Consider the following 21,013-nt stretch of genomic DNA (forward strand, 5'->3'; position numbering starts at 1 on the left):
GCCGACGCCGGTCTGCCAACCGCGCCGCCGCCCGCGCGCGCCCACCCCCGCCGCCGCGCCGACCCGCTGGCCCGCCCCTGGGCCGCCGCCCTCGCCCTCGGCGTCGTCGTGCTCGCCCTGTGGCAGGGCGCCACCGCCGCCGGCACGATCGACCCCTTCTTCCTGCCGGCGCCCTCCGCGATCGCCCAGCGGCTCTGGGAGGACCTCCTCGGCGGCACCCTGCTGACCTACGTGCGCCCCACCCTCGTCGAGGCGGCGGCCGGCTGCGCCCTGGGCGCCGTCGTCGCCCTGCCCCTGGGCTACCTCGTCTTCCGCAGCCGCGTGGCCGACGCCGCCCTGTCCCCGTACATCGCGGCCTCCCAGGCCATCCCCGCCGTGGCCATCGCCCCGCTGCTGGTCATCTGGGTCGGCTACGGGCTGGTCCCCATCACGGTCCTGTGCGGCCTGCTGGTCTTCTTCCCGATCCTCCTGGCCACCGTGCACGGCCTGCGCACCCTGGACCGCGACGTCGTCGACGCCGCCCGGCTCGACGGCGCCGGCGGCTGGCAGCTGCTGCGGCACATCGCCGCCCCGCTGGCCCTGCCCAGCGTGCTCACCGGCGTCCGCAACGGCTTCACGCTGTCCGTGACCGGCGCGGTGGTCGGCGAGTTCGTCATGGGCGGCAACGGCCTGGGCACCTTGCTGTCCATCCACGGCCAGTCCGCCGACACCACCGGCCTGTTCGCGGCCCTGGTGGTGCTGTGCGCGCTGGCCATGACGATCTACGGGCTGCTCACCGCCGTCGAACGCCGTCTCGCCCGCCGCTGAGCGCGGCCCCGGCCGGCGCCTACCGCCGGCCCACCGGCCCGCACTGTCCCCGCACGCGCACCAACAGTTCCGCCTTCCCCTACCGATCAGGAGCTCCTCAATGTCCCTCACCCGCCGCGCCCTCACCGCCGGTGCCCTCGCCGCCGGCCTGCTGCTCGCCGCCTGCGCCGGACCGTCCGGGACCGGCGCGTCGCCGTCGGGCACCACCGGGTCGTCGGCGGGCACGGACCACATGACCGTGGGCCTGACCTACGTCCCGGACATCCAGTTCGCGCCCTTCTACGTCGCGGAGGAGAAGGGCTACTACAAGGACGCCGGCGTCGACGTCACGCTGCGTCACCACGGCCAGAGCGAGGGGCTGTTCACCGCGGTCGGCGCGGGGGAGGAGGACGTTGTCGTCGCCGGCGGGGACGAGATGCTCCAGGCGCGCTCCCAGGGGGTGCCGCTCAAGGACGTCGCCACCCTCTACCAGCAGTACCCGGTGGTGCTCATCGTGCCCGAGGACTCCCCGATCCAGAGCGCGGCGGACCTGCGGGGCAAGAAGATCGGCATCCCCGGCCCGTTCGGGGAGACCTACTTCGGCCTGCTCGCCATGCTCGACGCCGCCGGGCTGACCGAGGCCGACGTCGACGTCCAGCACATCGGCTTCACCCAGCAGGCGGCGCTGACCGCCGGCCACGTCGACGCCGTCATGGGCTTCGTCAACAACGACGCGGTGAACTTCGCCACCGCCGGCACGAAGGTGCGCACCATCGAGATCCCCGACGGGCCCGGCGGGTTGCCCCTCGTCGGCATCGGCCTCGGGGTGCTCGACGCCACCGCCGCCGACCGGCCCGAGGACGTGCGCGCCGTCGTCCAGGCGACCCTGCGCGGGGTGAAGGACGTCGCCGCCGACCCCGAGGCCGCGGTGAAGACCTCGGCCGCCTACGTTCCGGACCTGACCCGCCCGGACCGGCAGAAGGCGGCCCTGGCGACCCTCGAGGCCACCATCCCGCTGTACGAGGCGGGCGGCACGCCGGGCGCGCAGAACGCCGACACCTGGGCCGCGATGGCCACCTTCATGGCCGACCGCAAGCTGCTCCAGGGGCAGGTCGACCCGGCGCAGGCCTGGACGGACGAGTTCCTGACCGGCGCCACCAACTAAGGTGAGGGCCGTGAAATCCTTCGACCAGCTCTTCGCCGAGCTGCAGCACAAGGCAGCCACCCGTCCCGAGGGGTCCGGGACCGTCGCGGAGCTGGATGCCGGCATCCATGCCATCGGCAAGAAGGTGGTCGAGGAGGCGGCGGAGGTGTGGATGGCCGCCGAGCACGAGAGCGACGAGGCCGCCGCCGAGGAGATCAGCCAGCTCCTCTACCACCTGCAGGTCATGATGATCGCTCGCGGGCTCACGCTCGACGACGTCTACCGCCACCTCTGAGCCCCGACCCGAAAGAGCACCGTGCTGCGCATCGCCGTTCCCAACAAGGGCTCCCTGTCCGAGCCCGCCGCCCAGATGCTCGCCGAGGCGGGCTACCGCTCGCTGCGCAACAGCCGCGAGCTGGTCCTCGCCGACCCCGCCAACGACGTGGAGTTCTTCTTCCTGCGCCCGCGGGACATCGCCGTCTACGTCGGCGCCGGCACCGTCGACGCCGGCATCACCGGCCGCGACCTGCTCCTGGACTCCCACGCGGAGGCGGTCGAGCACCGCCCCCTCGGCTTCGCCCGCTCGACCTTCCGCTTCGCCGCGCCCACCGGGCAGATCACCTCCCTCGAGCAGGTCAACGGCAAGCGGGTGGCCACCAGCTACGACGTCCTCGTGGCCGACTACCTCGCCGAGCGGGGGATCGACGCCAAGGTCGTCCACCTCGACGGCGCCGTGGAGTCCTCTGTCCAGCTCGGCGTGGCCGACCTCGTGGCCGACGTCGTCGAGACCGGGACCACGCTGCGCGCGGCCGGGCTGGAGACCTTCGGGGAGCCGATCCTGCAGTCCGAGGCGGTGCTCATCCGCCCGGCCGACCGGGAGGCGGCGCCGGGCGTGCACACCCTCGACCGCCGGCTGCACGGGGTGCTCGTGGCCCGTCAGTACGTCCTCATGGACTACGACGTGCCGGTCGCGCACATGGACGACGCCATGCGCATCACCCCCGGCCTGGAGTCGCCCACGGTGGCGCCGCTGCAGAACGGCGAGTGGGTCGCGGTGCGGGCGATGGTGCGCAAGGAGTCGACGAACCAGGTGATGGACGAGCTGTACGACGTCGGCGCCCGGGCGATCCTGGTCACCTCCATCCATGCCTGCCGCCTCTGACGTGACCACCGCTGAGGAGCTCCACCGGACCTTCCGTCCCCGGGCGGCCCGCCGGGTCAGCGTGGTGCTCGGGGTGCTCACCGCCGTCGGCGCGGCCCTGATCATGATCCTGGTGCCGCAGATCCCCGGCTTCGCCTTCGGGCCCGCCGACGAGGTGGGCACGGGACTGTTCGCGCTGGGGGTCCTGTGGCTCCTGTGGCGCCAGGGCGCGGTGCGGGCCGTGCCCGACGAGCGCGGCCTGACGGTGCGCAACTTCATCTACACACGCTCGGTCGAGTGGGCCGAGATCGTGGGCGTGAGCTTCGGGGCGGGCAGCCCCTGGGTGCAGCTGGACCTCTCCGACGGCGACACCCTCGCCGTCATGGCCATCCAGCGCGCCGACGGCGCCCGCGCGGTCGAGGAGTCCCGCCGCCTGGCGACGCTCGTCGCCCTGCACGAGCCGCGCCCCTAGCCCCCTCTCACCGCGAGACGTCAACTAGGTCGTGAGGCGTCAACTAGGTCGTGAGGCGTCAACTAGGTCGTGAGGCGTCAACTAGGTCGTGAGGCGTCATCTTCGCGCCGACGCATCGCGACCGGCGCGGGACACCTCATCACCGCCACCCGGCCGCCTCATCGGGCGGACGGCGACCCGCCGTCCGCAGGACCGGCGAGCCGGGCCGCGTGCACGCCGGCGACGGCGGCCGCGAGGAAGGCGGCCGGGTCCTGCGCCAGCCCGCGGCCCATGGTGGACAGCCCCACCGGCGTGTCCGCGAGCGCCTCGGCCAGGCCCGCCGTGGAGACCTCGACCAGCCGGTGGCGCCCCGCCGGGGCGGCGAGCGAGGACGCCTGGGTGCGCACGCGCTCCTCGAGCCCGGCCGGCAGCGCCGCCTCGAGGTCGGTGCCGGCGTCGAAGCGCGGCACCACCACGTCCGCGGACGCGAGCGCCACCCGCCCGTAGGCGGTGAGGGAGTGGTGCGAGACCCCGAGGTGCCGCTCGCGCGGGTCGGCGCCCGAGACGCGCAGCGAGGCGACCGGCGCCCCACCGAGGGTGGCCACGGCGTTGACCGCGTCCCCGCACACCGTGCCGGAGAAGCCCCACCGGGTCCCGGTGCCGAGGTTGCCCGGCCCCTGCGCCACGACGGCGACGTCGGCGCCGAGCACCAGGCGGGCCGCGAGCAGGCCCGAGTGCAGGCTCACCGCCTCGAGGTCGCCGCCGAACGCCTGCCCCACGGTCACCGAGCCGGCCAGCCAGCCGGCCGAGCGCAGGCCCGCGAGAGTGCGGGAGAACCACGCCGGCAGCGCGCCGCCGTCGGTCATGACGTAGGCGACGCGCAGGGTGGGCGCGACGGCGCGGATGCCGGCGACGACGGCCGGCAGCGCCGAGTGCAGGTCGGCCACGACCACGGGCATGCCGCCCAGATCGTCGGCGTCGCGCAGGAGCTCGTGGTGCGCCGACTCCTGCTCGTCGGCGCCGAGCAGCATCGTCTGCAGCGGGGTGTAGCGCGCCTTGACCAGGTGTCCCGGCGCCGGGGCCGGGTCGGCCGGGAGCCGGTCGGGGAGTGCGACGACCATGGCGTAGCCGCCGGTGCCGAGCCCGCGGGCGAGCGCCGCGGTGGTCAGCGTGACCCGGTCACCCGGTGCGGGCCGGCCGACCAGCTCGGGGTAGGCCAGCGCGCGCACCCGCGTCCCGGCGGGCAGGGGCGGAGTCTGGGCGGAGGGGGCCGACGGCGCAGCGTGCGTTCCCGCGGAAGGGTCGGCCGGCGCCCCGCCGCGAATCTCGACGTCGAGCTCGACCGCCCCGTCCCACGCCCGCCCCAGTCCCAGCACCACGCCGTCACGCCACATCATCACGTCGGTCACCGTACCGGGCGGGCCCGCGGGTCCCGCGAAGCCGGGGGAGGCCCGGCGCCATCCGCCGGGCCGGACGCCACCCAGCGCGATAGCGTGCCGCCATGTCGCCCACGAAGACGCCGTCGATCGAGCTGGACGTGGCCGGACGCAGCGTGAAGGTGACCAACCCCGACAAGGTCTACTTCGCGGAGCCGGGCATCACCAAGCGCCAGCTCGTCGAGTACTACCTCAGCGTCGGCGACGGCATCCTGCGGGCGCTGCGCGAGCGCCCCGTCACCCTCGAGCGCTGGCCCGGCGGCGTGCGGGAGGGTGTCAAGCGTGCCACCCGCGCCGACCCGCGCGGCGACGCGTTCTACCAGAAGCGCATCCCCGACTCCGCGCCGGACTGGATCCCCACGACCACCATCACCTTCCCCAGCGGCCGCACCGCCGACGAGCTGTGCCCCACCGACCTCGCCGCGATCGCCTGGGCCGCCAACCTCGGCACCATCACCTTCCACCCCTGGCCGGTGCGCCGGACGGACGTTGACCACCCCGACGAGCTGCGCATCGACCTCGACCCCCAGCCCGGCACCGACTTCGGCCACGCCGTCGCCGTCGCCCACGAGGCCCACGCCCTGCTCGACGAGCTCGGCTGGGTGGGCTTCCCCAAGACGTCGGGCAACCGGGGCGTGCACATCTACGTGCGGATCGAGCCGCGGTGGACGTTCACGGACGTGCGCCACGCCGCCATCGCCTTCGGCCGCGAGCTCGAGCGGCGCCTGCCGGGCAAGGTGACGACGAAGTGGTGGAAGGAGGAGCGCGGGGAGCAGATCTTCGTCGACTACAACCAGAACGCCCGCGACCGCACCATCGCCAGCGCCTACAGCGTCCGGCCCCTGCCGCACGCCCCGGTCTCCGCGCCCGTGACGTGGGCGGAGCTGCCCGACGTCGACCCGCGCGACCTCACCGTGCTGACCATGCCGGCCCGCTTCGCCGAGCGCGGGGACCTGCACGCCGCGATCGACGACGTCGCCCACGACCTGACCCCGCTGCTGGAGTGGTACGAGCGCGACGAGCGCGAGGGCCACGAGGACCTGCCCTACCCGCCGGAGTACCCCAAGATGCCCGGCGAGCCGCGCCGCGTGCAGCCCAGCCGCGCCCGGCGCGACGACGCCGGCGCGGACTGAGCGACACCGCCCGGCGAGGCCGGCCGCGCCCGTCAGTCCAGCACGTCGGCCAGGTCGTAGCACACCGGCACCTCGATCTGCTCGAAGGTGCACGACGCCGGCTCCCGGTCGGGCCGCCAGCGCCGGAACTGCGCGGTGTGCCGGAACCGCGTGCCCTCCATGTGGTCGTAGGCCACCTCGACGACACGCTCGGGCCGCAGCGGCACCCAGGAGAGGTCCTTGCCCGCGTTCCACCGGCTCTGCGCGCCGGGCAGCCGGGCGCCCTCGTGCGCCTCGGCCTCGGCCCACTCCTGCCACGGGTGCCCGGCCGCGTCCTCCATGCGCAGCGGGGCCAGCTCCTCGACGAGCTCGGCGCGCCGCTTCATCGGGAAGGACGCCACCACCCCCACGTGCTGCAGGCGGCCGCCGTCGTCGTACAGCCCCAGCAGCAGGGAGCCGATGACCGGCCCGTTCTTGTGCCAGCGGAAGCCCGCGACGACGCAGTCGGCGGTGCGCTCGTGCTTGGTCTTGAGCATGGCGCGCACGTCCGGCCGGTAGGTGCCCTCGAGCGGCTTGCTCACCACCCCGTCCAGCCCGGCGCCCTCGAACACGTCGAGCCACTCGCGCGCGGTGTCCAGGGAACGGGTGGCCCGGGTGAGGTGCACCGGCGGCTGCGCGCCGGCGAGCGCCTCCTCCAGGGCGGCCCGCCGCTCCGTCAGCGGCGCGCCGCGCAGGTCGCGCTCGCCCAGCGCCAGCAGGTCGAAGGCCACGAAGCTGGCCGGGGTCTGCTCGGCGAGCAGCTTCACCCGGGAGGCGGCGGGGTGGATGCGGTTGAGCAGGGCCTCGAAGTCGAGCCGGTCGCCGGTGACGATGACGATCTCCCCGTCCACGACGCACCGCTCCGGCAGCTGGGCCTTGGCGGCGGCGACCACCTCGGGGAAGTAGCGGGTGAAGGGCCGCTCGTTGCGGCTGCCGATCTCCACCTCGTCGCCGTCGCGGAAGATGATCGCGCGGAAGCCGTCCCACTTCGGCTCGTACAGGTACTCGCCCTCCGGCACGGCCTTGACCGCCTTGGCGAGCATCGGTGCCACCGGCGGCATGACGGGCAGGTCCACTCCGGCCTCCTTCCTCGGCGCGGGGCCGCGCCGTCGTCAGCGTAGAGGCGGCACGCCGTGACCACCTGGCGGACGACGGCGGCCGCCGCCCCGCCCGCGAGGACCACCACGCGGACGCGCTTGTCTCACCGGCCCCGCCCGTGCCAGCATCGCCGTAGAGCACGTGCTCCGGGGTCGGTGTAATTCCGAACCGGCGGTGACAGTCCGCGACCCGTAAGTCCGCGAGGACGAGCGGTTGACCTGGTGGAACTCCAGGACCGACGGTGAAAGTCCGGATGGGAGGCAGCACGTGGCCCTACGGCCGCGGACGTCATCGTCCGTGCGCCGCGGGGCCATACCTGTGCACCCCTTCGTCCTGGTCGCCGTGCCGACCAGGAAGGAGACAGATGGAGCGCAGGCTTCTCGACGCCGCCCTCGACCGGGCCCTCGATCTCGCCGAGCGCGGCCCGCTCACCGGCGGCAACCCGCGGGTGGGCTGCGTCATCCTCGACGCCGCCGGCCGGCCCCTCGCCGAGGGCTGGCACCGCGGCGCCGGCACCCCGCACGCCGAGGCGGCCGCGCTGGCCGCCGTGCCCGCCGAGCATCGCCACCGCCTCGCCGGGGCGGTCGCCGTCGTCACCCTCGAGCCCTGCCGCCACACCGGACGCACGCCCCCGTGCGCGGCGGCGCTGCACGCGGCGGGGGTGGCCGAGGTGGTCCACGCGGTGGCCGACCCCCACCCGGCGGCCGCCGGCGGGGCGTCCTGGCTCGCGGACCACGGCGTCACCACCGTGGACGCCGCCCGCGCCGGCCTCGACCCGGCCCTCGTGACCCGCGCCCACGAGCTGCTGCACGGCTGGACCACGGCGGTGCGCCGGCGCCGGCCATGGCTGCTCGGCAAGACCGCCACGTCGCTGGACGGGCGGGTGGCCGCCGCGGACGGCACCAGCCGCTGGATCACCGGTCCGGACGCTCGGGCCCACGCCCACGCGGTGCGCGCCCAGGTCGACGCCATCGTCGTGGGGACCGGCACCGTCCGCGCCGACGACCCCGCCCTCACCGCCCGCACGCCCGACGGGCGGCCCGCCCCGCACCAGCCGCTCCGCGTCGTGGTCGGGCACCGTGAGGTGCCCGACGCCGCCCGCGTGCGCCGCGGCCCGGGGGAGTGGCTGCACCTGCGCACCCACGATCTCGTTGCCGTCCTGGCCGAGCTGGACCGCCGCGGGCTGCGGCGGGTGCTGCTCGAGGGCGGCCCCACCCTGCTCAGCGCGGCCCTGCGCGCCGGGCTGGTCGACGAGCTGCACGCCTACGTCGCGCCCGTCCTCCTCGGCGCCGGGCCCGGCGCCGTCGGCGACCTCGGGATCACCACCATCGCGGACGCCGCCCGGTGGCGCACCCGCCGCACCGACCGGCTCGGCGCCGACCTCCTGCTCGTCGCCACCACCCCGTCCCTGCACCCCACCACCCAAGGAGCTGCCTGATGTTCACCGGACTCGTCGAGGAGGTGGGCACGGTCCGCGAGCGCCGCGAGGTCGACGGCGCCGTTCTGCTCACCGTCGCCGCCAGCACCGTCACCGCCGACCTCGCCCCGGGCGACTCGGTCGCCGTCGCCGGCGTGTGCCTCACCGTCACGGATCCCCGCCCCGACGGCTTCGTCGCCGACGTCATGCCCGAGACGCTGGACCGCACCACGCTGGGCTGCCTGACCCCCGGGGCACCGGTCAACCTCGAACGTGCGGTGGCTCCCCACACCCGCCTGGGCGGGCACATCGTCCAGGGCCACGTCGACGGCGTGGGCACCGTGCGCTCCCGCACGCCGGGCCCGCGCTGGGACGACCTGGAGATCGCCCTGCCGCCCGAGCTGGCGCGCTACGTGGCGGAGAAGGGCTCGATCGCCGTCGAGGGGGTGTCGCTGACGGTCACCCACGTGAGCGACGACGCCTTCGGCGTCTCGCTCATCCCCACCACCCTGGCGGCGACCACGCTGGGCACCCTCGCGCCGGGCAGCGGGGTCAACCTCGAGGTCGACGTCGTGGCCAAGTACGTCGAACGCCTGCTCGCCACCTCGGGAGCGGCACGATGACGCCGGCGACGGCGACCGTTCCCGACGCGCTGGGGAAGCCCGGCACCGACCGACGCGACCCGCTGCCCACCGGCCGCGCGGCCCGCGAGGCCCGGGTGGCCGCCGCGCTCGACGCCCTGCGGCGGGGCCGCCCCGTGCTCGTGGCCGACGACGCCGGCCGGGAGAACGAGGTCGACGTCGTGCTGGCCGCCCGCACCGCGAGCGCGGAATGGCTGGCCTGGACGGTGCGCCACTCCTCGGGCTACCTGTGCGCGCCCATGCCCGCCGCCCGCGCCGACGCCCTCGACCTGCCGCCGATGGTCTCGCGCTCCGAGGACCCCCGGCGCACCGCCTACGCCGTCGCCGTCGACGCCGCCCGCGGCGTGACCACCGGGATCTCCGCCGCCGACCGCGCCACCACCCTGCGCGCGCTCGCCGACCCCGCCTCCGGCCCGGCCGACCTCATCCGCCCCGGGCACGTGCTCCCGCTGCGGGCGGTGCCGGGCGGCGTCCTCGAGCGGCCCGGGCACACCGAGGCGGCCGTCGACCTCGTCCGGCTGGCCGGCGAGGGGGAGGTCGGCGCCATCGCCGAGCTGGTCGCCGACGACGGCGAGATGCTGCGCCTGCCCGGCGCCGCCCGGCTCGCCGCGCGCGAGGGCCTGGTGCTGCTCAGCGTCGCGGACCTGGTCGCGCACCGGCGCGAGCGCGAGCACGCCGCGGCCCCCGCGGCGAGCGCCCCCGCGCGGGTCCAGCACACCGGCACCGCGAGCCTCCCGACGGCGGCGGGCACGTTCGCCGTCCACGGGTACCGGGACCTGCGCACCGGCGCCGAGCACCTGGCCCTGCTCGCCGCGCCGGCCGCCGGCGCCCCGACGCGACCCGGACCGGCTGGCGCGCCTGTCCCGCTGGTCCGGGTGCACTCGGAGTGCCTCACCGGTGACGCGCTCGGCTCGCTGCGGTGCGACTGCGGCCCGCAGCTGCGCGCCGCCCTCGACCGGGTGGCGCGCGAGGGCGGCGGGGCGGTGGTGTATCTCGGCGGCCACGAGGGCCGCGGCATCGGCCTGCTCCACAAGATCGGCGCCTACGCCCTGCAGGACGCCGGGCTGGACACCGTCGCGGCCAACCTCGCCCTGGGGTGGCCGGCGGACCGGCGCGAGTACGGCGCCGCGGCCGCGATCCTCGCCGACCTCGGCCTGGGCGAGGTCCGGCTGCTGACCAACAACCCCGACAAGGTCACCGCCCTGGCGGCCGCCGGGGTGCGCGTGGCGGAGGTCGTCGGCCTCGAGGTCGGCCTCGGCCCGCACAACCACGACTACCTCATGACCAAGAAGACGGCCATGGGTCACCACCTGCCGACCCTGGACGAGGGCGGCACAGGAGAGAAGGAGGAGCGATGAGCGGAGCCGGAGCACCCACGCTGGAGGTCGACGGGACGGGCCTGCGGGTCGTCGTCGTCGCCGCGCAGTGGCACACCCGCGTGATGGACGGGCTGCTGGCCGGCGCGGCGCGCGCCCTGGAGGCCGCCCACGTCGAGCCCACCGTGGTGCGCGTGCCGGGCTCGTTCGAGCTGCCGGTCGCCGCCGCCGTGGCCGCCCGGTCCGGCGCGGACGCCGTCGTCGCGCTCGGGGTCGTCATCCGCGGCGGCACGCCCCACTTCGACTACGTCTGCCAGGCGGCGACGGCGGGCCTGACCGACGTCGCCGTGAGCACCGGCGTGCCGGTCGGGTTCGGCGTGCTGACCACCGACGACGAGCAGCAGGCCCTCGACCGGGCCGGCCTGCCCGGGTCGGCCGAGGACAAGGGCGCCGAGGCCGCCGAGGCCGCCGTGGCCACCGCTCTTGCCCTGCGGGGCCTGCGCGTGACGGTGTGAGCCGCCGGGGTGGGCCCGGGGCGTCTGCCCCGGGGCGTCCGGCCTGGGCGCCCGGGCCGGACGCCTCCCCGCGGGCCTGATCGGAGGTCGGTTCCGGGGCGGAACCGGGTCCGTGCCCAGGTCCGTCCATCGGACAGCGCGGGACCGAATACACGCCGGGGCGGCACAGCCGGTGCCGGAAGAGGGCGCCACTCCCGGTAGCGTGGGCCCGTGGCTCAGCGCGTGGAGGCGGCCGAACGGCTGCTCGACCTGGTGATCGCGCTGACGCACACCCAGCGCTGGATGACCAAGCGGCAGATCCGCGAGCGCGTCCACGGCTACGCCGACGCCGCCAGCGAGGAGTCCTTCGAGCGGATGTTCGAGCGGGACAAGGACCTCCTGCGCGTGATGGGCGTGCCCCTGGTCGTCGAGCACGACCCGGTGCACGAGGACGACGTCGGCTACCGGATCGACACCGCGGGCTACACCCTGCCACCGGTGACCTTCACCGCCGAGGAGGTCGGCGTGCTGTCGCTGGCCGCCGAGCTGTGGCAGGACGCCTCGCTGCGCTCCTTCGCCCGCCGGGGCATGACCAAGCTGCGCGCCGTCGGCCCGGCACCCGAGCCGGACGCCCACGTCGGGCTGGCGCTGCGGGTACGCGGCCCCGAGGCGGCCTTCGCGCCGCTGCTGGAGGCCATCGACGCGCGCCGGGCGGTGAGCTTCACCTACCGGGCGGCGAGCACCGGCCAGGTGGCCCGTCGCACCGTCGAGCCGTGGCGGATCCTCAGCCGCGACCGCGGCTGGTACCTCGTGGGCCTCGACCGTGACCGGCGCGCCCCGCGCGCGTTCCGGCTGTCCCGGATCACGGGCAAGGTCCGGGCCACCGGACCGGCCGGCGCGTTCGCCGTGCCCGCCGACGTCGACGTCGAGGCGCTGCTCGAGCGCGCCCGGCCCCGCTCGGGCACCGCGCGCCTCGCCGTGCTGCCCGGCCGCGCCGCCGCGCTGCGCGCCCGCGGCACCGTGGCGCCGGCCCCCGCCCACGCCGACGGCGCCCTCACCGACCGGGACGTGCTCGCGGTGCCCTACGCCGACCTGGAGGTCTTCTCCGAGGAGGTCGCCACCTACGCCGAGGCCGTCCTCGTGCTGGACCCGCCGGAGCTGCGCGCGGCGGCGCTGCGCCGCCTGCGCGCCGTCGCCGCCCTGGACGGGCGCGCCGCCCTGGACGGGGGAGGGGAGCGCCGTGGCTGAGACCACCGCCGACCGGGTCACCCGCCTGCTGGCGCTGGTGACCTACCTGCACGACCACCCCGGCGCCCCGGTGCCCGAGGTCGCCGCGCACTTCGGCACGACCGAGGCCCAGGTGCTCGCCGACGTCAACCTCCTGTGGGTCGCTGGCACGCCGGGATACCTGCCCGACGACCTCATCGACTTCTCCGCCGAGGCGCTCGACCACGGCGAGCTGACCCTGACCGACGCGCGCGGCATGGACCGCCCGCTGCGGCTGAGCACCGCCGAGGCGCTGTCGCTGCTCGTCGCGCTGCGCTCCCTGCGCGAGCTCGCCGGCGCCGGCGTGGCCGGCGAGCCCGGGGCGCTCGACTCCGCCGTCGCCAAGCTCACCGCCGCCACCGGCGGCGCGGCCGAGCAGGCCGCCGCCGTCCAGGTCCGGGTACGCACGGAGGTCCCGCCCGGCACCCTCGCCACCGTCCGCCGGGCGCTGGAGGAGGGACGCCGGCTGCACCTACGCTACGTCTCCGCCGCCGACGTCGTCACCGAGCGCGACGTCGACCCCGTCGAGCTGCGCTCGGACGGCACCACGTGGTCCCTGCGCGCCTGGTGCCACCGGGCCCGCGGGGCGCGCACCTTCCGGCTCGACCGGATCCTCGACCTCGCCGTCCTCGACGTCCCCACGGCCGCGCACCCCGACCTCGACGGCGACGAGCCGTGGGAGGGCGGGCGCCCGGTCACCCTCGAGCTGGCCCCGCAGGCGCGGTGGGTGGCCGAGGCCACTCCGGTCGAGGCGGTCGAGGACCTGCCCGACGGCGGGCTGCGGGTGCGGCTGCTGGCCGGGGACCCGGCCTGGCTGAGCAACCTGCTCCTCTCCCTCGGCGAGGCGCTGCGCGCCGTCGAGCCGCCCGAGCTCGCCCACGAGGTCGCCGCCCGCGCCCGCGCGGCCCTGGCGGCGTACGAACACCTATCCTGACCGCCATGTGGTGGCTCGTCTGGATCGTCCTCGTGCTCGGCGCCCTCGGCACCGGCGCCCTCCTCCTGCTGCGGCTGTGGCGCCAGGCCAAGGCCCTGGGCCGCGAGGCTGCGGCCGCCGGCGAGCTCGGCGCCCGCCTCGACCCCGGCGAGCCCGACCCGATGACCCCGCACGTGCCCGGCGCGAGCGGGGACCGGGCCACCCTCGACGCCGCGGTGGCCGCCCGGGCCCGCATCGCCGACGAGCGCGCCCGACGACGGCGCGCCCGCCTGGCCCGGGCCGGGGCGCGGTGGCACGCGCACGGGCTGACGGACCTGCCCGTGGTGGCCGGGCGCACACCCGCCACCGCCGAGCGCACACCCGTCACCGCCGCCGAGTGAACGCCGGGTGGCCGCCCGTCGACCCTCCGGTGACGGTCCCGTGACGGGTCGATAACGGCGTCAGGACGCGGCCGAGCGGTGCTCAGAGGCGGGACCTGCGGCGGGTAGGGTAGGGCTAGCCCCGCTCACGAACGGAAGTGTGTCCGACGATGTTCCGTAACGGCCTCCAGCCCTCGCACATCATCATCCTGCTGCTGGTCATCCTGCTGATCTTCGGAGCCTCCAAGCTCCCCGACATCGCGAAGAGCGTCGGCCAGTCGCTCAAGGTGTTCAAGAAGGAGGTCAAGGAGCTGCGCGAGGACGACGACACGTCCTCCTCCTACACCGCCACTGGCGGCCAGCCCCCGCAGACCACCTACCCGCCCTACCCGGGCAGCCAGGTCCCGCCGTCGGGCGCGCCACAGGCCGGGGCCTACCCGCCCCCGCAGGGCGGCTACCCCGCCCCGGGCACGCCCTACCCGCCCGCCCAGGGCGCGGCCTACCCGCCGGCCCAGGACTCCCAGGCCGGGCAGAACCCGCCCCAGCCGGGGCAGGGCCCCACGCCCCAGCACTGACGGGTGAGCGCGAAGGCTCGCGCACGCTCCCGCAAGAAGGACCCCGAGGGGCGGATGCCCCTGGGCGACCACCTGCGCGAGCTGCGCAGACGCATCATGTGGGCCGCCCTCGGCATCATCGTCGGGGCCGTCGCCGGCTGGTTGCTCTACAACCCGCTGCTCGGCGCGATGACCGCCCCGCTGGAGGTCATCACCGAGCGCGGCGGGGAGGCGGCGCTGAACTTCGGCACCGTCGGCTCGGCGTTCGACCTGAAGATCCAGGTCTCGATCTTCCTCGGGCTGTTCATCGCCAGCCCCTGGTGGATCGGTCAGCTGTGGATGTTCGTCACCCCCGGGCTGACCCGGATGGAGCGCGTCTACTCCTTGTCGTTCATCCTCTCCGGCGCGATCCTCTTCGTCGCCGGCGGCGCCATGGCCTGGTGGATCCTGCCGCACGCGGTGGAGATGCTCACCTCCTTCACCCCCACCATGGCGCTGAACCTCATGGACGCGCGCACCTACTTCAGCTTCTTCATGCGCGTGATCCTGGCCTTCGGCTGCGCGTTCCTGCTGCCGGTGATCATGGTCGGGCTGAACTTCCTGGGCGTCGTCTCCGGCCGGACCTACCTCAAGGCCTGGCGCTGGGCCGTGCTCGGCGCGTTCCTTTTCGCCGCCTTCGCCAACCCGCTGCCGGACGCGTGGTCCATGATCGCGATGGCCACGCCGATCTGCGCCCTGTACTTCGGCGCGGTGGGGATCAGCTTCCTGCGCGACCGGCGGGTCGCCAAGCGCCGCGCGGCCGACGCCGCGAGCGACCTGTGAGCCCCGCCGCCGGCGCGCGCACCGGCCGGGTCGGGCTCGTCGTCAACCCGACGGCGGGCAAGGGCCGGGGCGCGAAGGTCGCCGCCCGGGTCACCGCCGGGCTGGCCCGCGCCGGGCTGGAGGCCATCGACCTGTCGGGCCCCGACGGCGAGAGCGCCGCGGCCCGCGCCCGCGCCGGGCTGGTGCGCGGGCTGGACGCCCTGGTGGTGGTCGGCGGGGACGGCATGGTCCACCTCGGCGTCAACGTCGTGGCCGGCACCGGCGTGCCGCTCGCCATCGTGGCCGTGGGCTCGGGCAACGACGTCGCCCGCGACCTGGGCCTGCCCGTGCACGACGTCGACGCCGCCGTCGCCCTCATCGCCGAGGCGCTGGGCGACCCGCCCGCCTCCATCGAGGGTACGCCGTCCGAGCCGACGGCTGGCGCCTCCCAGTCGCCCGACGCGGTGACCGGCGGTGCCCGTGCCGCCGGTGTGCCCGCCGCGGCCGCCGGCATGCCCGCCGCCGGTGGCGCCGGCGCCCCAGCGGCCCGGGCCACGGTGCGCGCGCTCGACGCCGTCGCCGTCTCCCGCCCCGGCGGCCCGGTCGCCCGCTGGTACATGGCGGTGCTCTCCTGCGGCATCGACGCCGCCGTCAACGACCGCGCCAACAAGATGTCCTGGCCCGCCGGCGCCGGGCGGTACGTGCGGGCGCTCATGGTCGAGCTCGCCGCGTTCGAGCCCTTCGGCTACCGCGTCACCATGGACGGGGAGGTCTGGGAGGGCGACGGCACCCTCGTCGCCGTGGCCAACACCCGCAGCTTCGGCGGCGGCCTGCTCATCGCCCCGGACGCCCGGCTCGACGACGGCCTGCTCGACGTCGTCATCGCCGACGGCCTCACCCGCACCGAGCTGCTCGCGGTCTTCCCGCGCCTCTACCGCGGCACCCACGTCAGCCACCCGGCGGTGCGGGTGCGCCGGGCCCGCAGCGTCCTCATCGAGCCGGCCGCCCGTTTCGGCGCCGCTCCGCCGGTGGCGTTCGCCGACGGCGAGCGCCTGGACGCCCTGCCGCTGCAGTGCGACCTGCACCCGGGCGCCGTCAGGGTGGTGGCACGTACGCTCGGGGCATGACCTCCTCGGCAGAAGACACCCGCTCGCCGGCCGAGCGGTATGCCGCCGCCCGGCGCCGGCAGCAGGCCGAGCGCAGCGAGCTGGGCCGGTTCCGCCGGGGGCTGGAGTTCGAGCTCGACGACTTCCAGGTCCGCGCCTGCGAGGCGGTGGAGTCCGGGCACGGCGTGCTCGTCGCCGCGCCCACCGGCGCCGGCAAGACGGTGGTGGGCGAGTTCGCCGTCCACCTCGGCCTGGCCACCGGGCGCAAGACCTTCTACACCACGCCCATCAAGGCGCTGAGCAACCAGAAGTACCTCGACCTCATCGCCGTGCACGGCAAGGCCAGCGTCGGGCTGCTCACCGGCGACACCACGATCAACGGCAACGCGCCCGTCGTCGTCATGACGACCGAGGTGCTGCGCAACATGCTCTACGCGTCCTCCCCGACCCTCGACGGGCTCGGCTTCGTGGTCATGGACGAGGTCCACTACCTCGCTGACCGGTTCCGCGGGCCGGTGTGGGAGGAGGTCATCATCCACCTCGACCCGGCCGTCCAGCTCGTCTCGCTCTCCGCGACCGTCTCCAACGCCGAGGAGTTCGGCGAGTGGCTGACGATGGTGCGCGGCAACACCGAGGTCATCGTCTCCGAGATCCGCCCGGTGCCGCTGTGGCAGCACATGATGGTGGGCAACCGGCTGTTCGACCTGTACTCCTCGCACGTCGACCCCGCCGACGTGCGCGCCGACCCGCCGCTCAACCCCGACCTGCTCGAGGCGATCCGCCGCGCCCAACGCACGGGTAGCGCCCGGGCCGTGCCGGACCGCGGCCCGAAGAACGCCCAGCGCGGCGGCCGGGGCAGCCGGCACCACCGCGGCGGCGGGCGCGAGGTCGCCCGGTTCCCCGGGCGGGTGCGTCCGCCCCTACGGCCCGTCGTCGTGGAGCGACTCGACCGCGAGGCGCTGCTGCCCGCCATCGTCTTCATCTTCTCCCGGGCGGGGTGCGAGGCCGCCGTCCAGCAGACCGTGGCCGCGGGCATCCGGCTCACCACGGCGGCCGAGGCCGCCACCATCCGGGAGGTCGTCGAGGCTTCGTGCGCGGCCGTGCCGCCGGAGGACCTCGCCGTTCTCGGCTTCGACGCGTGGGCGAACGCCCTGGAGCGGGGCGTGGCGGCCCACCACGCCGGGCTGCTGCCGGTGTTCAAGGAGACCGTCGAACAGCTCTTCGCCGCCGGGTACGTCAAGGTCGTCTACGCCACCGAGACCCTCGCCCTGGGCATCAACATGCCCGCCCGGTCGGTGGTGCTCGAGTCCCTCGTGAAGTGGAACGGCAGCGCGCACGTCCAGCTCACACCCGGGGAGTACACCCAGCTGACCGGCCGCGCGGGGCGGCGCGGCATCGACGTCGAGGGCCACGCCGTCGTCCTCTACTCGGAGGAGATCGACCCGGTCGCCGTCGCCGGGCTGGCCTCGCGGCGCACCTACCCGCTGCGCTCGGCCTTCCACCCGACGTACAACATGGCGGTCAACCTCCTCGGCGCCCTGCCCTACGACAAGGCCCGCGAGGTGCTCGAGACCTCTTTCGCCCAGTTCCAGGCCGACCGTGGCGTCGTCGGCATGGCCCGGCAGGCCCGCAAGCACGCCGAGGCGGTGGCGCAGTACGCCGAGCAGATGCAGTGCCACCTCGGCGACTTCACCGAGTACGCCGAGCTCCGCCGCCAGATCAAGGACCGCGAGGGGGCGCTCTCGCGCGAGCGGTCCCTGGCCCACCGGCGCGAGGCCCGCCGCTCGATGGAGGGGCTGCGCCGCGGCACGGTGGTCGGGTACAGCCGCGGCCGGCGCACCGCCCACGCCGTCGTCCTGGAGACCGTCGACGGCGGCTTCGACGGCCCCGAGCTGCGGGTGCTCACCGACGAGCGGCAGGTGCGCACCCTGACCAGCATCGAGGTGCCGCACGGCGTGAACGCCGTGGGGAGCGTGCGGGTGCCGAAGAACTTCAACCCGCGCAACCCCGCCCAGCGCCGCGACCTGGCGTCCTCGCTGCGCAACGCCCTGAGCGAGGGGCGCCTCGCCGACGCGCCGGGTCGGCCCGGGCGCGGGGCGGGTGGGCACGGCAGCGACGCCGAGCTGTCCCGGCTGCGTGAGCGACTGCGCGCCCACCCCTGCCACGGGTGCTCCCACCGGGAGGAGCACGCCCGGTGGGCCCAGCGGTGGGAGCGGGCCAAGGAGGAGCAGGAGCAGCTCCTTGCCAAGATTCAGCGCCGCACCGGCTCCATCGCGGAGGACTTCGACCGGGTGTGCGCCCTGCTCGCCGAGCTGGGCTACCTCGGCGACGGCTCCGCACAGGCGGGGGCCGGGGAGCCCGCCGGCGCGGCGCGGCCGGGGGAGCGGGGCACGCCGGCCGCGGCGTGGCGGGTCACCGAGGACGGGCGCTGGCTGGCGCGGCTGTACGCCGAGAAGGACCTGCTGCTGGCCGAGTGCCTGCGGGCGGGCGTGTGGGACACGCTCAGCCCGGCCGAGCTCGCCGCCGTGGTCTCGACCACCGTCTACGAGGCCCGCAGCCCCGAGCAGCGCGGCCCCGGCCCCGTCCCGGGCGGCCGCCACGGCCGGGTGGGGCAGGCGCTGGGGGAGACGACGGCGATCAGCGCGCGGCTGGCCGAGCTCGAGCGGCTGCACCACCTGCCGGTCACCGAGCCGGTGGACCTCGGCCTCGTCGGGGCGGTGCACCTGTGGGCCTCGGGCGCCCCGCTCGCCGACGCGCTGCGCGCCGCCGAGCTCGGCGCCGGGGACTTCGTGCGCTGGTGCAAGCAGGTGCTCGACGTCCTCGACCAGCTGGCCACGGCCGCCCCCAGCGCCCGGCTGGCGCAGCGGGCGCACGAGGCGATGGGCCTGGTGCGGCGGGGCGTGGTCGCCTGGTCCAACGTGTGATCCGGCCGACGTGACCGGTGCCTTTCGTCGGGTGGTCCGCCGCTCTCCGGAGGCCGTAGGGGCGACACGCCGACGACACGCCGGGGATCGGCGGACCGGCGCGCGGTGGTGGCCTGTGGCGTTCCTCGCGACCCGCCAAGACGAGACGGACGGGTGCTTGTCGTAACCCCGCCGGGGACGCTAGTTTCTTGCTCTGACCCCCGCCGAGCAGGCCTTCGCAGCGGCACCGCGCTGCGCACGGCCGGTTCCGGGAAAGCAGTGCCAGACCCGTGCGCCCGTTAGAAAACGGCTGACCTCGTCGCGAGACGGGGCATCCGGTCCGAAGGGTGCGCGGGTCTGGCGCTGTGCGGGTGGGCGGCGCACCTAGACTGTCCGGGTGCGCCCCGCCCCTCCCTCCCGCCGGTGGACCGTGCTGCTCGCCGGCGTCGGCGGGCTGGCGACGGAGACGGCGTTCCCCGACAAGTCCTGGTGGCCCATGGCCTACCTGGGCGTCGCCCTGCTCCTGCTCGCCCTGCGGCGCGACTCGGCCCGTTGGGCCTTCCTCGTCGGCACCGTCTGGGGCATCGGCTTCTTCCTTCCGCACCTGTGGTGGGCCAACGAGGCGGTGGGCGAGCCGATCGGCTGGATCGCCCTGTCGGTGGCGGAGGCGGCGGCGGTCGGCTGCTTCGGAGCGGCGTGGGTGTGGGCCCGGCGCGCCGCGTGGCTGCGGGACCGTGCCTGGCTGCAGGTCCTCGTCGTGGCGGTGCTCTGGGTGGCCGTCGAGCAGGTCCGCGGCCGGTGGCCCTTCGGCGGCTTCCCGTGGGGCCTGCTGGCCTTCTCCCAGACCGACGCCCCGCTGCTGCGGCTGGCCCCGGTGGGCGGCACGCCGCTCGTCAGCGCGGTGGTGGTGGTCGTCGGTGCGCTCCTGGCGATCGTCCTGGTCGACGCGCGCCGGCTGCGGGTCGGGACGGCGAGCGCGGCCTTCGTCGGCGTCGTCGCCGTGACGTTCGCCCCCTGGCTGCTCCCGCTGGGCTCCCGGCCGGAGGCCGGCACCCTGCGGGTGGGCGCGGTGCAGGGCGACGTGCCCACCCGCGGCGCGGAGGCGATGTCCCAGGCCGAGGCGGTCGCCGCCAACCACGCCGCCGGCACCGAGGCGCTGCTGGGCACGGTGACGCCGGGGGAGCTGGACCTCGTGCTCTGGCCGGAGAGCGCCTCGGACATCGACCCCCGCACGCACGCCGGGATCGGCGCCGCGGTCGACGGCGCCGCCCGCGCGGTCGGGGCGCCCATCCTGCTCGGCACCCAGCGCTTCCTGCCCGACGTGCGCTACAACGACTACATCCTGTGGGAGCCGGGCCGAGGCAGCGCGGTGAGCTACACCAAGCAGCACCCGGTGCCCTTCGGGGAGTACATCCCCTACCGTGACTTCTTCCGGCGCTTCACCGCCGCCGTCGACCTCGTGGGCACCGACATGGCCGCCGGCACCGGCACGGCCCTGGTGCCGGTGGACGTCGCCCGGCTCGGCCGGGCCGTCCCCATCACCACGGCGATCTGCTTCGAGGTCGCCTACGACGACCTCATCCGCGACTCCGTGCGGGCGGGCGGCGAGCTCATCGTCATCCCGACCAACAATGCCTCCTTCGGGCACACCCAGGAGTCCACCCAGCAGCTGGCGATGTCCCGCTTCCGCGCCGCCGAGCACGGCCGCGCCGTCGTCCAGGTCTCCACCGTGGGCGTCAGCGGCATCATCAGCCCCAACGGCGTCGTGCGGCAGTCGACGGGGCTGTGGACCCCCGCGCAGATGGTCGACACCCTCCCGCTGCGCACCTCGCTCACCCTCGCCGACCGGCTCGGGCCGTGGCCCTCCCTGGCCGCGAGCGCCCTGGCCGTCCTTGCCGTCGCGGCCGGGCTGGCCACCTGGCTGCGCGAGCGGCGCGGCGTGCGCGCGGCAGCCGGGCGCGCACCTGGCCCGCGCGGGGGCGGGTCCGCCGGGACGGGCAGGCGCGACCCGGGCG

20 protein-coding genes and 1 riboswitch are annotated in these 21,013 nt (G+C 75.7%); of the genes, 18 read left to right on the top strand and 2 right to left on the bottom strand.

Annotated features, from left to right (window positions below):
- From GD970_RS19485 to GD970_RS19505, 5 genes are all read left to right on the top strand, one after another.
- Window positions 1-807 (top strand): ABC transporter permease (locus GD970_RS19485; RefSeq protein ID WP_319593480.1); only part of this gene is annotated, 807 nt, incomplete at its 5' end.
- 100 nt (window positions 808-907) lie between these two features.
- Window positions 908-1,951 carry an ABC transporter substrate-binding protein gene (locus tag GD970_RS19490; protein ID WP_152204566.1) on the top strand — a complete coding sequence of 348 codons (1,044 nt, stop codon included), beginning with the start codon at window positions 908-910 and terminating at the stop codon, window positions 1,949-1,951.
- Between the two features lie 10 nt (window positions 1,952-1,961).
- The gene (locus GD970_RS19495; RefSeq protein WP_152204567.1) at window positions 1,962-2,225 is read left to right on the top strand and encodes a phosphoribosyl-ATP diphosphatase; all 264 of its coding nucleotides are present in this window, start codon (window positions 1,962-1,964) and stop codon (window positions 2,223-2,225) included.
- A gap of 21 nt (window positions 2,226-2,246) precedes the next feature.
- Window positions 2,247-3,092 carry an ATP phosphoribosyltransferase gene (hisG, locus tag GD970_RS19500; RefSeq protein WP_152204568.1) on the top strand — a complete coding sequence of 282 codons (846 nt, stop codon included), beginning with the start codon at window positions 2,247-2,249 and terminating at the stop codon, window positions 3,090-3,092.
- On the top strand, window positions 3,076-3,543 hold the full coding sequence (locus GD970_RS19505; protein ID WP_152204569.1) for a PH domain-containing protein: 468 nt from the start codon (window positions 3,076-3,078) through the stop codon (window positions 3,541-3,543). Before hisG ends, GD970_RS19505 begins: the two co-directional genes overlap by 17 nt.
- Before the next feature lie 158 nt (window positions 3,544-3,701).
- Here GD970_RS19505 and GD970_RS19510 read toward each other — a convergent pair whose 3' ends face one another.
- Window positions 3,702-4,922 carry a DUF3866 family protein gene (locus tag GD970_RS19510; RefSeq protein ID WP_211489905.1) on the bottom strand — a complete coding sequence of 407 codons (1,221 nt, stop codon included), beginning with the start codon at window positions 4,920-4,922 and terminating at the stop codon, window positions 3,702-3,704.
- Window positions 4,923-5,023: 101 nt separating this feature from the next.
- On the opposite strand from GD970_RS19510, the gene ligD reads away from it, so the two are divergent.
- Window positions 5,024-6,091: a non-homologous end-joining DNA ligase gene (ligD, locus tag GD970_RS19515; RefSeq protein ID WP_152204570.1), complete on the top strand. Its 1,068-nt coding sequence runs from the start codon at window positions 5,024-5,026 to the stop codon at window positions 6,089-6,091.
- A gap of 32 nt (window positions 6,092-6,123) precedes the next feature.
- Here ligD and GD970_RS19520 read toward each other — a convergent pair whose 3' ends face one another.
- Window positions 6,124-7,185 carry an ATP-dependent DNA ligase gene (locus GD970_RS19520; RefSeq protein WP_152204571.1) on the bottom strand — a complete coding sequence of 354 codons (1,062 nt, stop codon included), beginning with the start codon at window positions 7,183-7,185 and terminating at the stop codon, window positions 6,124-6,126.
- Between the two features lie 159 nt (window positions 7,186-7,344).
- Window positions 7,345-7,478: riboswitch (FMN riboswitch) on the top strand.
- Window positions 7,479-7,571: 93 nt separating this feature from the next.
- Here GD970_RS19520 and ribD point away from each other — a divergent pair.
- From ribD to lnt, 12 genes are all read left to right on the top strand, one after another.
- Entirely contained in the window at window positions 7,572-8,645 is a 1,074-nt protein-coding gene (ribD, locus tag GD970_RS19525; protein WP_152204572.1) for a bifunctional diaminohydroxyphosphoribosylaminopyrimidine deaminase/5-amino-6-(5-phosphoribosylamino)uracil reductase RibD, read from the top strand.
- Window positions 8,645-9,247 (top strand): riboflavin synthase, encoded by a 603-nt coding sequence (locus tag GD970_RS19530; protein ID WP_152204573.1) that lies wholly within the window; start codon window positions 8,645-8,647, stop codon window positions 9,245-9,247. Before ribD ends, GD970_RS19530 begins: the two co-directional genes overlap by 1 nt.
- Window positions 9,244-10,623: a 3,4-dihydroxy-2-butanone-4-phosphate synthase gene (gene ribB / locus GD970_RS19535; RefSeq protein ID WP_152204574.1), complete on the top strand. Its 1,380-nt coding sequence runs from the start codon at window positions 9,244-9,246 to the stop codon at window positions 10,621-10,623. Before GD970_RS19530 ends, ribB begins: the two co-directional genes overlap by 4 nt.
- Window positions 10,620-11,096, top strand: coding sequence for a 6,7-dimethyl-8-ribityllumazine synthase (ribH, locus tag GD970_RS19540; RefSeq protein WP_152204575.1), 477 nt, complete (start codon window positions 10,620-10,622; stop codon window positions 11,094-11,096). Before ribB ends, ribH begins: the two co-directional genes overlap by 4 nt.
- A gap of 210 nt (window positions 11,097-11,306) precedes the next feature.
- Window positions 11,307-12,323, top strand: a complete 1,017-nt coding sequence (locus GD970_RS19545) for a helix-turn-helix transcriptional regulator (protein WP_226925486.1) — start codon at window positions 11,307-11,309, stop codon at window positions 12,321-12,323.
- On the top strand, window positions 12,316-13,275 hold the full coding sequence (locus GD970_RS22535; RefSeq protein ID WP_152204576.1) for a helix-turn-helix transcriptional regulator: 960 nt from the start codon (window positions 12,316-12,318) through the stop codon (window positions 13,273-13,275). Before GD970_RS19545 ends, GD970_RS22535 begins: the two co-directional genes overlap by 8 nt.
- Window positions 13,276-13,280: 5 nt before the next feature.
- Complete coding sequence (locus GD970_RS19555) at window positions 13,281-13,655, top strand: hypothetical protein (protein ID WP_152204577.1); 375 nt, start codon at window positions 13,281-13,283, stop codon at window positions 13,653-13,655.
- A 149-nt stretch (window positions 13,656-13,804) separates the two neighbouring features.
- Window positions 13,805-14,209 carry a twin-arginine translocase TatA/TatE family subunit gene (gene tatA / locus GD970_RS19560; RefSeq protein WP_152204578.1) on the top strand — a complete coding sequence of 135 codons (405 nt, stop codon included), beginning with the start codon at window positions 13,805-13,807 and terminating at the stop codon, window positions 14,207-14,209.
- A gap of 3 nt (window positions 14,210-14,212) precedes the next feature.
- Window positions 14,213-15,010 carry a twin-arginine translocase subunit TatC gene (gene tatC, locus GD970_RS19565; protein WP_226925487.1) on the top strand — a complete coding sequence of 266 codons (798 nt, stop codon included), beginning with the start codon at window positions 14,213-14,215 and terminating at the stop codon, window positions 15,008-15,010.
- Window positions 15,007-16,116 (top strand): diacylglycerol/lipid kinase family protein, encoded by a 1,110-nt coding sequence (locus tag GD970_RS19570; RefSeq protein WP_152204579.1) that lies wholly within the window; start codon window positions 15,007-15,009, stop codon window positions 16,114-16,116. Before tatC ends, GD970_RS19570 begins: the two co-directional genes overlap by 4 nt.
- Complete coding sequence (locus GD970_RS19575) at window positions 16,113-19,019, top strand: DEAD/DEAH box helicase (RefSeq protein WP_152204580.1); 2,907 nt, start codon at window positions 16,113-16,115, stop codon at window positions 19,017-19,019. The genes GD970_RS19570 and GD970_RS19575 overlap by 4 nt, the downstream gene beginning before the upstream one ends.
- Window positions 19,020-19,395: 376 nt before the next feature.
- The coding region (gene lnt / locus GD970_RS19580; RefSeq protein WP_152204581.1) for an apolipoprotein N-acyltransferase at window positions 19,396-21,013 on the top strand (1,618 nt) is incomplete at its 3' end.

It is taken from the genome of Georgenia thermotolerans, assembly GCF_009193185.1.
GTDB classification, from domain to species: Bacteria; Actinomycetota; Actinomycetes; order Actinomycetales; family Actinomycetaceae; genus Georgenia; species Georgenia thermotolerans.

Coding starts and splice junctions, on each gene's coding strand:
- GD970_RS19530 (WP_152204573.1), top strand. CDS start 8,645: ATGTTCACCGGACTCGTCGAGGAGGTGGGCACGGTCCGCGAGCGCCGC.
- ribH (WP_152204575.1), top strand. CDS start 10,620: ATGAGCGGAGCCGGAGCACCCACGCTGGAGGTCGACGGGACGGGCCTG.
- GD970_RS19555 (WP_152204577.1), top strand. CDS start 13,281: ATGTGGTGGCTCGTCTGGATCGTCCTCGTGCTCGGCGCCCTCGGCACC.
- ribB (WP_152204574.1), top strand. CDS start 9,244: ATGACGCCGGCGACGGCGACCGTTCCCGACGCGCTGGGGAAGCCCGGC.
- ribD (WP_152204572.1), top strand. CDS start 7,572: ATGGAGCGCAGGCTTCTCGACGCCGCCCTCGACCGGGCCCTCGATCTC.
- GD970_RS19575 (WP_152204580.1), top strand. CDS start 16,113: ATGACCTCCTCGGCAGAAGACACCCGCTCGCCGGCCGAGCGGTATGCC.
- GD970_RS19505 (WP_152204569.1), top strand. CDS start 3,076: ATGCCTGCCGCCTCTGACGTGACCACCGCTGAGGAGCTCCACCGGACC.
- GD970_RS19490 (WP_152204566.1), top strand. CDS start 908: ATGTCCCTCACCCGCCGCGCCCTCACCGCCGGTGCCCTCGCCGCCGGC.
- tatA (WP_152204578.1), top strand. CDS start 13,805: ATGTTCCGTAACGGCCTCCAGCCCTCGCACATCATCATCCTGCTGCTG.
- ligD (WP_152204570.1), top strand. CDS start 5,024: ATGTCGCCCACGAAGACGCCGTCGATCGAGCTGGACGTGGCCGGACGC.